The organism is Arenibacter sp. P308M17 (assembly GCF_003426735.1).
Classification (GTDB): Bacteria; Bacteroidota; Bacteroidia; order Flavobacteriales; family Flavobacteriaceae; genus Arenibacter.
Window position 1 is genome coordinate 65,031 of the sequence record NZ_QVON01000005.1, and the last position, 13,034, is coordinate 78,064.

The 13,034-nt window shown below is 41.9% G+C and carries 9 protein-coding genes; 2 read left to right on the forward strand and 7 right to left on the reverse strand.

The window, feature by feature from the left end; translation table 11 throughout:
- Positions 1 to 93 precede the first annotated feature (93 nt).
- The 7 genes from D0S24_RS13080 to D0S24_RS13115 all read right to left on the reverse strand — a co-directional run bounded on the left by D0S24_RS13080 (position 94) and on the right by D0S24_RS13115 (position 9,630).
- Positions 94 to 507 carry a DUF6691 family protein gene (locus tag D0S24_RS13080; RefSeq protein WP_117020325.1) on the reverse strand — a complete coding sequence of 138 codons (414 nt, stop codon included), beginning with the start codon at positions 505 to 507 and terminating at the stop codon, positions 94 to 96.
- Positions 508 to 541: 34 nt separating this feature from the next.
- Positions 542 to 1,102, reverse strand: a complete 561-nt coding sequence (locus D0S24_RS13085) for a YeeE/YedE family protein (protein WP_117020326.1) — start codon at positions 1,100 to 1,102, stop codon at positions 542 to 544.
- 348 nt (positions 1,103 to 1,450) lie between these two features.
- Positions 1,451 to 3,508, reverse strand: coding sequence for an FN3 associated domain-containing protein (locus tag D0S24_RS13095; RefSeq protein WP_117020328.1), 2,058 nt, complete (start codon positions 3,506 to 3,508; stop codon positions 1,451 to 1,453).
- 16 nt (positions 3,509 to 3,524) lie between these two features.
- Positions 3,525 to 5,018 carry a DUF1501 domain-containing protein gene (locus tag D0S24_RS13100; RefSeq protein WP_117020329.1) on the reverse strand — a complete coding sequence of 498 codons (1,494 nt, stop codon included), beginning with the start codon at positions 5,016 to 5,018 and terminating at the stop codon, positions 3,525 to 3,527.
- Positions 5,019 to 5,020: 2 nt separating this feature from the next.
- Positions 5,021 to 7,393: a PSD1 and planctomycete cytochrome C domain-containing protein gene (locus D0S24_RS13105; protein WP_117020330.1), complete on the reverse strand. Its 2,373-nt coding sequence runs from the start codon at positions 7,391 to 7,393 to the stop codon at positions 5,021 to 5,023.
- Positions 7,394 to 7,831: 438 nt separating this feature from the next.
- Entirely contained in the window at positions 7,832 to 8,548 is a 717-nt protein-coding gene (locus D0S24_RS13110) for a LytTR family DNA-binding domain-containing protein (protein WP_117020331.1), read from the reverse strand.
- The gene (locus D0S24_RS13115; RefSeq protein WP_117020332.1) at positions 8,548 to 9,630 is read right to left on the reverse strand and encodes a sensor histidine kinase; all 1,083 of its coding nucleotides are present in this window, start codon (positions 9,628 to 9,630) and stop codon (positions 8,548 to 8,550) included. Before D0S24_RS13115 ends, D0S24_RS13110 begins: the two co-directional genes overlap by 1 nt.
- Before the next feature lie 459 nt (positions 9,631 to 10,089).
- Between D0S24_RS13115 and D0S24_RS13120 the strand changes: the two genes are divergently transcribed.
- Positions 10,090 to 11,967 (forward strand): sodium:solute symporter family protein, encoded by a 1,878-nt coding sequence (locus tag D0S24_RS13120; protein WP_117020333.1) that lies wholly within the window; start codon positions 10,090 to 10,092, stop codon positions 11,965 to 11,967.
- 84 nt (positions 11,968 to 12,051) lie between these two features.
- Positions 12,052 to 13,017 (forward strand): glycoside hydrolase family 130 protein, encoded by a 966-nt coding sequence (locus D0S24_RS13125; protein WP_117020334.1) that lies wholly within the window; start codon positions 12,052 to 12,054, stop codon positions 13,015 to 13,017.
- Positions 13,018 to 13,034 lie beyond the last annotated feature (17 nt).

A 13,034-nucleotide genomic window follows, 5' to 3' on the forward strand; every position in this document is an offset into this window, starting at 1 on the left:
CAGCTTAGGGCTTACGGCTTACTGCCAACTTATCTTCCAGCCCTTGTCAAGGAATTCGGTTCCTTTCCAAGACCCCTGCCATTGCCCAATAGTTTAATGGGGCAATTTTTTTTGGAGAAGGCCATAGGCGAAAGTACCCAATAACGCTGCTGCAATTACAATAAGCATGCTAAAAATACCGGTACCCACCAAAATGTACATGGGTCCGGGACAAGCACCTGCCAAGGCCCAACCCAATCCGAAGATGGTGCCTCCAAGAATATATCGTACAACCCCTTTATCTTTTGGAACCAGATCTATTTCTTGCCCTTCTGTACTCCGAACCTTAAATTTTTTAAAGAGCCAAATAAAAAGAATCCCTAAAGAAACTGCAGAACCAATAATTCCGTACATGTGAAAGGACTGAAATTTGAACATTTCATAAATACGGTACCAGGACACTGCTTCCGATTTTACCAGCACAATTCCAAAAAAGATACCTACCAACAAGAATTTTAAGAATTTCATTTTTATAATTTTTACTAATTGTCCAACACTTTTGCTACCCAAAAATCAGGGGCAGGATAAGGAACGTCATTATGAGTCCACCTATAAAAAAACCTATTACGGCAATAAGGGAGGGCAGTTGAAGGTTGCTTAGGCCGGTTATGGCATGGCCCGAAGTACATCCTCCTGCATACCTTGTTCCAAAGCCCACCAAAAACCCTGCAATGACCAGGACAGAAATTCCTTTTAGGCTCAATACGCTTTCCCAGCTATAGATCTCTGGGGGCAAGAGCGTCTCCCCAACGGTATTGAACCCTAAGTCATTTAGCTCCGAAATGGTTTCGGCATTTAGAGCAATTGCCGATCCATCGGATAAAAATTGGGTTGCTATATAACCGCCCAGTACGGCACCTAGAACAACGGTCAGATTCCAGCGATGGGCCTTCCAATCCAACTTAAAGTAGTCCGAATATTTTCCCGCACCCCCAATGGAACATAATGTTTGCAAGTTGGAAGACATACCGAATGTTTTACCAAAATAGACTAGAAGTAGCATTACCAAGGCAATTAAAGGCCCGGACACGTACCAGGGCCAGGGTTGAAGTAAAATATCCATATCAATATTTATTATGTAGCAAATATAAGGATATAAATTTCCGACTATTGTAGTTGGCCATGGTAAAAAGTGATGGACTTGACTTGGTTTATTATCAGTTAAAGGTTAAAACCCTGTCCGGTGCCGTTCGGACGGGCCTGCCTTTGCCGGCCGGTAGGCCTGCTTCCGATGGTTATTGGGATTTGTTTCCAAAGACTTTGGGGGTCCACGGTTTGCAAAAAGCAGTGGGTGGTAAACCGTGTTCAGTAAACAGTTTTTAGTGTCTACTGACCACTGCTTGCTTATCCAATTCCATTCCAGAATCCCTGTCGGTAGGCAGGCTTTTAATTTCGTGGCATGGTAGTCTATTTAGTTTAGGACTATCTCGTCCAAAAACAACCAACTTTTACCTCCCGGATTGGGGTGCCAGGAAGGATTCTTGAGCTGACTTATTACTTCCACTTTTACGAATTTGGATTTGGTAGGTGGTATGTTAAGGTCGAAAAATTGGAATTTGGTATCCGAGTTGGATTTTTCCTGTGGTACCTTCTCCGTATGAACAAGCTTAAAATTATTACCATCCTGGGAGACCCATACCTTAAAGCCTATGGGGTAAAAAATCCATTTCTCAGGGGAAGAAAATGCCCCTACCGATACGCTGGATATCAATTCTTCTTTTTGGAGCCTTAGGGTGGCCGCAAAACTACTGCCTTCGTAGCCTATCCAATTGCCGTCTACTAAATTGCTGGTCCCTCTTTTCAGATCTATTAAGGTATTTCCTCCATTTCCCTTGTATTTTTCGCTGGGCTTATTGATAAGGGTAATGGATTTGGGCAGAATATTCGATCTTTTAAAACTCACTGTTTTTACGGGGCTTAATTCCCAACCCGGTTTATGGCTAACGGCCTTGAGCTGGGTAGAATTGGTAAGTACAATGGGGTCCTTGTATTTAGTTGACGTGCTGTCCGGTTCCGAACCGTTCAAGGTGTAGTATAGGTCTACTCCCTTATAAAAATAGTCTAGGGTCACTTTAATTGAATCCTTGAAGAAATCCGTAGCTGCAATTATGGTAGGTGGCTCCAAGCTGGACGGACTAAAGATATTTTCGTTGATACTTACTATCGTAATATCCTTGTTCTTACTACTGAAACGATCCAACGCTTCTTTAGAGATTTTGGAATTCCATGGATATAAGGTTTTTAAACCGTTTAGGGAGGTCAATTTTTCCAGACCCTGATCAGTAATATCGGTACCGTATATGTTTAGGGACTCCAAGTGTTTCAAATCTCCTATAGCCTCTATGGACTTATCAGTGATCTTTGTATTTTGTAATTGCAGTTTGGTGAGGTTCTTGAAGGTGGTTAGGTATGAGGAAATAGTGTCATTGAAATTAGTGTTGCCCAAATTGAGTTCAACAATGTTTCCTGCATATTTTTTTAATGCCTTCAGATCATTTTTTCCAACACTTTTGTTGCCGGACAAATTTACTATCAAGAGGGGATTTTTTTCTGCCAATTTTGTGATTATAGGGTTGTTGATGTTGATGGAGGCCAACCAATTTTCGGGAACCATGGATACTTTTTCGGCAATAAGGGCCCTGGTGGAAGTGTCCTTTTCCAATGAATATAGGATATCACTTATCCTTTCGGTCTTATCCAAAGTCCCGGCCAAACAATCAAAGCAGTTATCATGGCCTATCCACCATTCCAATAATTGAATTTCCTGATCGGTCAGTTGAAGCTTGCCCTTAGGGGGCATATGGTCCTCGTCTTCCATGGGTAGTTTAATATGGTGTACCAACCTTGGGGCTTCTCCCTTTTCCGCAATCAACAAGCTGCCGGATTCCCCCCCTTTAAGGAGCTGTTCTCTGTTGGTCATGATCAGACCTCCCTTAACCTTGTTGGGATTGTGACAGCCTGTACATTTATTATCCAGAATTGGCATGATAATATCGTTGAATACCAAGGCTTTGTCAACGTTCGTTATCACCACCTTTTCGGTCGTTCCATTATTATAGAGGTAGTCCTCTCCATGGGTCATACTTCCCCCATAATGCCCTGTTAGGCCTAAAAGGCCCATTACGGCAATAAAAAGGGGTAGGTACATGTTTTTGGACCAGGTCTTCTGATATTTTTTTATAATGTAAAGTAAGATACTGCCTATGGCCAATGCAACGGCCAACCAACGATGTCTGAACAACAGGGTCCCATCATAACCTCCATCTTCGCCCAATAACCAACCACTGGCCACGGATAGCACTGTGCTTGCCGCAGCAACGGCAAGGGTAAAGGTGATAATGTGGTTCACCATTTCGGAATCTTTCTTTCTAAAGTAGAGTTCCATTAGAAAGGCCACTACAAGAATACCAATGGGCAAATGTACCAATAGGGGATGCAGACGACCAAGGCTTATAATCTGAAGTATCATACTATGGTTTATAGGCTTAGGTTAGGATATCCTTTACAATATGGCCTTCCACATCTGTTAATCTAAACCTTCTTCCTTGGTATTTATAAGTTAATTTCTCATGGTCTATGCCCAATAAATGTAACATTGTAGCTTGAAAATCATGTACATGCACCGGATCCTTTACAATATTGTATCCAAAGTCATCCGTTTCTCCATAGACGATACCGGGCTTAATACCTCCACCGGCCATCCAAATGGAAAAAGAACGTGGATGATGGTCCCTGCCATAATTGGTGTCCGTTAAAAGGCCTTGCGAATAATTGGTCCTTCCAAATTCCCCTCCCCAAATTACTAGGGTATCTTCCAATAATCCCCGTTGTTTAAGATCGGCAACTAAAGCGGCAGAGGCCTGATCTACGTCTTTTGCCTGTTTGGCAATGGCGTTGGGAAGATTGTCGTGTTGGTCCCAGCCCATATGGTACAATTGGATAAAACGAACGTCCTGTTCCGCCAATCTTCTGGCCAAAAGGCAATTTGCGGCGTAGGTTCCCGGAATCTTGGCCTCGGGTCCGTACATTTCATAGATATAATCGGGTTCATTGGCGGTATCCATGACATTGGGTACAGAGGTTTGCATTCTATATGCCATTTCATATTGGGCAATCCTACTTTTTATTTCCGGGTCCCCGGATTTTTGATAGTGTTTGTCGTTCAAGGCGGCCAAATTGTCCAGCATTTCGCGTTTAACCTCTTTGGTAATTCCCTTAGGGTCGTTCAAATACAGAACGGGGTCCTTGGCGGCCCTAAATTGAACACCTTGGTGTAGGGAATGTAAAAATCCATTGCCCCATAACCTAGTGTACAAGGGTTGTCCGTTGGGTCTTCCGGTACCTCGCGACAATAGGACCGTGAATGCCGGGAGGTTTTCATTTTCACTGCCCAGGCCATAACTTAGCCAAGATCCAATACTGGGCCTTCCCGGTTGTTGGGAACCGGTCTGGAAGAATGTCACTGCAGGATCATGATTGATGGCTTCCGTGTACATCGATTTTATAATGCATAGTTCATCTACCATCTTGGCAGTATAGGGCAGAATATCGCTTATGTAGGTGCCGTTTTTGCCATGTTGGCTAAAATTGTGGAGGGAGCCGACCAAGGGGAACCTATCCTGTCCGGAAGTCATCCCGGTAAGACGTTGTCCGTTTCTGATAGATTCTGGAAGATCTTCCCCACGCCTTTTGTTCAATAGAGGTTTATAATCAAAAAGTTCCAATTGGGAAGGTCCCCCGCTTTGGAACAGATATATTACCCTTTTAATTTTGGCAGGGTGGTGCAAAGAATTAAGAATTCCCTTTACCCCTTCCAATCCATCGTCCTTGGTGAGTATGCCATTTTCATCCTTTCTAAATAGGTTGGCCCCTAAAAGGGATGCCAAGGCTACCCCGCCTACGCCCAAGGCCGTTTTGCCCAAAAAGGACCTTCTGTTTAGGATCAAGGATCGTTCTTCTATAATTTTTTTTTCGCTCATGATCAACCCCTGCTTATAGTTTCATCCAAGTTTAATATGGTATGTGCGGTTAATGCCAATGCGGCCAAGTGTTTTTTGGAATAGGTACTGTCTATTTCAAAAGCTCCAATGGAAAGGTACTCCTGTGGGTCAATGCCCTCTTCCTCCACTTTTTGGAGCATGTTATTGTAATAATTGTACAACATGGACAATTCTTCCCCATCCGGATTTCTGGATGTTGCCAGTTGGAAAATGTACATTATCTGATCTTTTACCCCTACCTTGCGGTCCATGGCATTTTTGGCAATGAGCCTCGATGCCTCTATGATCTGAGGGTCGTTTAACAAAACCAAGGCCTGTAAGGGCGTATTTGTCTCTTGCCGTTTTACCGTACATAGATCCCTCGATGCCGCATCAAAAGTCATCATGCTTGGAGGTGGAACGGTTCTTTTCCAAAAGGTATATAAACTTTTTCTATATAGGTCTTTCCCGGTACTGGTAATGTAGGTGGCCGTACTTCCTCCACCACCTCCTGTAGTAGCCTCCCATATTCCTACGGGCTGATAGGGCTTAACACTGGGGCCGCCCACTTCTTTGTTGAGCAATCCACTGATCTTCAAGGCCTGGTCCCTGATTAATTCTGCCGTTAGCCTTAATCTTGGGGCACGGGCCAAAAGGCGGTTTTCTGGATCCAATTCCTGTAATTCCTTGGATACTTTGGTACTTTGTTGATAAGTAGCGGAAAGCGCCATATATTTTAACATCTTTCTTGAATCCCAACCTTCCTCCTTTAATTTGATGGCAAGGAAGTCCAGCAACTCTGGGTGCGTCGGCAATGAGCCTTGATTGCCAAAATCGAAGGAAGAAGCTACTAGGCCCGTACCGAACATACGTTGCCAAAATCTATTTACGGTAACCCTGGCAGTCAATGGATTGTCTTCATGGAAGAGCCATTTTGCCAATCCCAAACGGTTTTTTGGATATTCTTCAGGAAAGGGAAGAATGGATTCGGGGGTATTGGGGTACACCTGAGTGGTGGGTTGGTCGTAAACCCCCCTGTTCAGGATATAGGAAGGCCTAATTTCCTCCATTTCGTTCATGACCATGACAGGAACCTCCTTCATGGGGGATTTTTGGAGCTGAACAAAGCTCAATATGCCATTTTTTTCCTTTTCGGTAATGGTCATATACGGTTTTGGAATTTTTCCCGCTCCCCCGGGTGTCAGCCCCAATTCATCAATATTGTTGAAGAAACTGAACAATTCAAAATGGTTTTTTTGACTTATAGGGTCATATTTGTGGTCGTGGCAGCGGGCACATTCAAAGGTTAGTCCCAGAAAAGCAGTTCCAAAGGTTACCGCCCTGTCCTCAACATACTCAATGCGATATTCTTCGGGTATAACCCCGCCCTCAAAGGTTATTTTATGGTTCCTGTTAAAGCCTGTGGCAAGAATCTGTTCCGCATTGGCATTTGGCATGAGATCTCCAGCCAACTGATAAGTTACAAACCTATCATAGGACATGTTCTCTTTAAAGGCGTGAATCACCCAATCTCGCCAAGGCCACATGATTCGTTCAAAATCATCTTGGTATCCATGGGTATCCGCATATCGCGCAATATCCATCCATTCGGCGGACATGTGCTCTGCATAATCAACTGTATTTAACAATGAATCTATAATTTTTTCATAGGCGGTAGGGGAGTCGTTATTAACGAAATTGTTGATCTGTTCCACGCTGGGTGGTAGCCCGGTCAGGTCAAAGAACACTCTTCTCAGTAATTTTTCTTTGGTAGCCTTTTCATTGGGTTCCAGGTCGTTTTGTTCCAGTTGGTATAATACAAACCGATCAATTTCATTTTGGGCCCATGTAGAGTTTTTGGTTTTTGGTACGCTGGGCTTCACTGGAGCAATAAATGCCCAATGTTCTTTGTATTCGGCCCCTTGTTCTATCCACTTCTTCAGAATATCCTTTTCGTATTTAGTGAGGGTAAGATTGGATTCCGGGGGTGGCATCATTAAGGATTCGTCCTCAGTGTATATCCGCTTCACCAGTTCACTATTTTCAACGTCGCCGGGAACAATGGCATAATGGTCCTTCATTTTTCCCAGGGCCAGATAGGCGTCTTGGGCGGTGTTTAAGGATAGACCGCCCTCTATGGCATTTTTATCCGGACCATGGCATTTGAAACAACGGTCCGATAGGATTGGTTTTACGTGAAATGTAAAGTCTATTTTTGCCGGGATTTTTCCATTACCCTCTTTGTTGGCCGTCGTTACAGTACTTTGCGCTCCTTGGTTACAGCTAAGGGTAAATAATAGTGGAATACATGTAAGAAACGAATATAACCCGGTTCGGGATGGGGTAAGAAATTTTCTTATGGGTTGGGCTAACATTTGGCTTTGGGTAAATTAACACTGAACTGGTTTAAACTAGTTCACTTCTAAGATAGTTGGTTTACAATAATTTAACATTAAATTTCGACAAATGACAATTCCAAATAGATAAATGCAGCGAAAAAAAGAAAAAAAGTGTAATTAGTACAGTTTATTGGTTTCGGTAGGAGTTAAAACCCTACCTGAACGAAGTTGGGCAGGCCTGCCTAAAGGACGGCAAAGGCAGGTACAATTAACAATTAACAATGGACTTTTAACAATGGGAGTCCAAAATTAGCAGTGACAGTGGGAATCGATTTTTTTGCTTATGGCTTATGGCTTATGGCATACCGCTTACGGACAACTAATCATCCATTCCTTTCCAAAAACCCCGCCTGAACGAAGTCGGGCAGGCCTGCCAACCATGCCGGTAGTCTACTTTTGGTGCATAGGAGCGGTTTATTCCAAATCGCCATCAAGAATTTTACTTTTTACTTCGTTGAGATAGCTGCGCCCAATGGTATATCTAATCCCTTGTACTTCCACACTATTGCCTTCAATGGCATTGATCTTGTTAATGGCAATAGTGTACGACCTATGGATTCTGATAAATTTATCCGCAGGGAGTTCTTCGGTAAAACTACTCAAGGTTTTATGAATGATATGTTTATCGGCCTTGGTCTTTATCCTGATGTAATCCTTTAGACTTTCAATGACAATAATGTCGTCCAAATAAATTTTTTGCAACTTTTTCTTATCTACCTTTACAAAAATACTGGGATTGTCATTGGTGGTCTGCACTTCGTTTTTGGTACCGCCCCCCTTTAAATTAATAATTCTATTGACCGTCTTTAAAAATCTATGGAAGGGTATGGGCTTCACTAAGTAGTCTATGGCCTCCAGCTCAAAACTTTTTAGGGCATAATCTTCGTGGGCCGTTGTCATAACCACCATGGCCTTTGAATTTACACTTCCCAGGAGGTCAAGGCCGTTCATAATGGGCATATTGATATCCAGGAATACAATATCTACTTCATTTCTTTGTAAAAAAGTAGAAGCGTCAATGGCATTGGTGAAGGTCTGTACGAGTTCCAGTTCCTTGATCTGATCTACATAGTTTATTAATATATTGATTGCCAATGGCTCATCATCTATAATTATTACCTTAAAACTCATTACACTTTTAATTTAAGAATAACGTTAAACATTTTGTCCTTTTCAAAGATGGACAGGTGGTAATCTTCGGGTTCGTAACCTAGTTCCAAACGTTTTTTAACATTGGAAAGTCCAATTCCACCAACTTCTGGGTTTATGGAGTTGCGCGGTTTATTTTGGGGAATAGTATTGCTGATTTCAAAATTTAGGATGTCGTCCACTACTTCCAAATTTATTTTGATGTACATGCTGCCAATATTTTTACTGGCGCCATGTTTAAAGCTGTTCTCTATAAAGGGCATTAGCAGCATGGGCGCAATACCTTTTCCTTCAATATTGCCAGAAACGTTCATATCAATTTTTAAGGAATTATCGAATCGGATACGTTCCAAATCGATATAGTTTTGGATACATTCTATTTCTTTGGTCAATTCTTGGTAAGGTTTGTCCGTTGCATATAGCAAATAACGCATTAATTCTGATAACCTCAGAACAAGCTGGGGTGCTTTTTCCGATTTTTCTAAAGTTAGGGAATAAATATTGTTAAGCGTGTTAAAGAAGAAATGTGGGGAAACCTGGGATCTTAGGAATTTTAATTCCGTGGTCAATTGTCTTTTTTCCAGTTCATGCAATTTGCTGTTCTCATTTAGCCAGTCGACCGTTATTTTGATTGCCGTAACGAACGACATTACATATAGTTCCCCCAACATGGTCACTATGGCGTAGTTCAGGGTAAGTGTCTCAACATCACCTGCCTCCGGCATTACGTTGTTACTTACCAAATAATATGTGAGATTGAATTTCACTAAAAGCCCTATGAACAAAGAAGCCAACAATAAAATAGTGTATGCAAAATATCGTTTTGTGTAAACAAACTTGGGCATTAAAAAATAAATATTGAAATAGGCCAAAGCCATATGAATTGGAAAGCCCAAAAGATTGGTCTTTACGGAATAGGCAAAATCCTGATGTAGGTTTCCCCAGCGAAAAATATTGAATAGGATATATACGGCCCAAAAAATGATGTGGTGCCTATAATTGATATTGAAATCACCCGAACTATTTTTACCAAGTAATTTATGATTTAGATTTTTGATGGGCATGAGCATTGATCACAGTCTTATATTTCTAAAAATTGGCGTTTGGCTTTACGGGTTGGTCGTTGGTCTAATTTTATTCTTCTTCCTGAAAAAAAAATAAATATTTAGTTCAGTTAAGCGTAATTTACTTAAAATAGCTCTTATTAATTTTTTGAATTCGCGACTATAAAGTGTCGATAATTTGGGGAATTTATAAAAAAAATAAGAGTTGTTGTCCATGGGAGTGAAAAAACACAGGGCTGTAGTATATTTTTAACCTTTGCACAACAGTACATGACAAAACCCATTAGAGCATAAAAATGCGTCATTGCGAGCATAGTGAAGCAATCTGCCCAATGGGAGACAGATCGCTTCGTACCTCGCGATGACGAAAAATTATTTTTTGTCATGTACTAAACCTTTACAAATAAAAAAAATCAGAAGTTGATGTACTTTTTGTTTCAACGCTAAAAAATAATTTGAATGAACGTAATCGATGTCACCATTATATTTGTTTATATTGTGTTGACCCTCTTTGTAGGTATCTGGGTTTCAAAAAAGGCCTCCCAAGGGTTAAAGTCTTACTTTTTAGGGGGGAACAACATAAAGTGGTATTATTTGGGGCTGAGCAATGGGTCCGGAATGTTCGATGTCTCCGGTACTGCCTGGATGGTAGGGATTCTATTTTTATATGGTGTAAAGAGTTTTATGTTCATGTGGCTATGGCCCATTTGGAACCAGATTTTTGTGATGATGTTTTTGGCCGTTTGGATAAGGCGGTCCAATATTATGACCGGATCGGAATGGATACTTACCCGCTTTGGCGACGATAGGGCAGGGAGGGCATCCCATAGTATAGTGGCCGTATTTGCCATTGTTGCCGCAGTAGGCTTTATTGCCTATTTCTTTGAGGGTGTAGGTAAATTTCTGACCATTATCCTTCCATGGGATATGTCCCTGCATATGGGGGAAATGGTTTTACTGAACTCCGAACAGGCCTATGCCATGATCATTATATTTTTGACCACGATCTATACGGTCAAGGGAGGGATGTTCTCGGTGGTAGCCACGGAGGTACTGCAATATATTATTATGGTTATTGCCGGTGTACTTGTAGCGGGCTATGCTTTTTTTGCTTTCTCCGATGTGGAGATCAACACTGTTATAAGCACCGAATGGAAAAATGTATTCTTTGGATGGGAGTTGGGGACCCATTGGGACAAGGAGTTTCAGGCATTTAATAATTTGATAGATTCCGAGGGCTATAAAATGTTCGGGGCCTTGATTGGGATGACACTTTTTAAAGGTTTCTTTGCCAGTATAGCAGGACCCACCCCTAGTTATGACCTGCAGAGAATATTGTCTACCAGGACGGTCAAAGATGCTGCATATATGAGCGGATTTACCAATTTGGTGCTGTTTATCCCCAGGTATTTGCTTATATCCGGGATTGTGGTCATAGCCCTGGTAGTGCTCACACCTGAAATGATAGCCAATCCCGGCCTTAGTGGAGCGGAATTGGAGGTGCTGCTGCCCAAGGTAATCAACTTTCATGTGCCCGTAGGAATTAAAGGCCTGTTGTTGGCAGGACTGCTCGCAGCGTTTATGTCCACATTCTCTGCCTTTGTCAATGCCGGTCCCGCCTATTTGGTCAATGATATCTATAAAAAATATTTTAGGCCGGAAGCATCGCATAGGCATTATATTAAGGTAAGCCATATAGCGTCTTTTTTGGTGGTGATTTTAGGTGTTTTTATGGGGTTTTTCGCAGATTCCATCAATTCCCTTACCTTGTGGATAACAAGTGCCCTTTTTGGTGGCTATGTTGCGGCCAATTTTTTAAAATGGATCTGGTGGCGATTCAATGGCTGGGGTTATTTTTGGGGTATGCTGTCCGGTTTGATTATTGCGTCCCTGCAATTTGTACTGGATAACAACAAGGGTAATTTTGTGGAGGGTAGTTTATGGTACGATCTTTCCCATGTGCACGCCATTTATCTTTTTCCGATCATTTTTGGGGTTTCCCTATTAGGGTCGATTTTGGGAACCTATTTCAGCCCCGCTACCAATAGGGAAGTTTTAATGTCCTTCTATAAAAATGTGAAACCCTGGGGTTGGTGGGGCCCAATTTATAGGGCATTGAAAGCGGAAGACCCCACCTTTGAAAAAAATAATGGGTTTTGGTGGGATATGATGAACTGTGTCATTGGGATCCTATGGCAGTCCAGCATGATCGTGCTCCCTATTTACTTTATGATCAGGGATTACCCAAAGGCGATCATGGCATTGATTGTTTTTGGTGTTACCTCTGCCATCCTGAAATTTACATGGCTGGATAAGGTGAGGAAAATACCTAACTAAAATAGTTTTAGCCGGTTTAAAAGTTTAAATCAATTCATGGTTTAATTTAGAGATAAATAAGTTTAATTATAATTTTAGAATAAAGTGAGCAATATTCCATGGCAAGAAAGGCCTGCCCATAGTAAGGATGTAGTTTGGCGATATACGGAGAACCCAGTGGTAAAAAGAGATGCCATACCATCCTCCAATAGTATTTTTAATAGTGCCGTAGTGCGCTTCCAAGATGGGTACGCCGGGGTATTCCGGTGCGATAACAAAGCGGTGCAGATGAATATTTTTGCCGGTTTTAGTAAGAACGGGATAGATTGGGATATAAACCATGAGCCCATTCAGTTTCAAGCAGGGAATACAGAAATGATCGAATCCGACTATAAGTACGATCCGAGAGTGGTCTTTATTGAGGATAGGTATTGGATTACCTGGTGCAATGGCTATAACGGACCTACCATTGGGATAGGCTATACCTTCGATTTCAAGGAATTTTTTCAATGTGAAAATGCCTTTTTGCCCTTCAATAGGAATGGCGTATTATTTCCGGAGAAAATTGATGGTAAATATGCCATGTTGAGCAGACCTAGTGATAATGGCCATACCCCCTTTGGAGATATTTACATTAGTTATAGTCCCGATATGAAATATTGGGGAGAGCATCGCTGTGTTATGAAGGTAACCCCATTTGTGGACAGTGCATGGCAGTGTACAAAAATTGGGGCAGGACCTATTCCCATACTGACCGATGAGGGTTGGCTAACCTTTTACCATGGGGTTATAAATACCTGCAACGGATTTAGATATTCCATGGGTGCGGCTATCCTGGACAAGGAAAGGCCAGATAAGGTATTGTACAGGACCAAGCCCTATTTATTATCTCCGCAGACCACTTATGAATGTATGGGCGATGTGCCAAATGTGGTGTTCCCTTGTGCCGCGCTACATTCTATAGAGGAGGACAAGGTAGCCATTTATTATGGTGCTGCGGATACGGTTACCGGTTTGGCATTTGGACGCCTATCGGAAATTGTAAGGTTCACAAAGGAGAATAGTTTGTAAACCGTGTTTTTCAACAC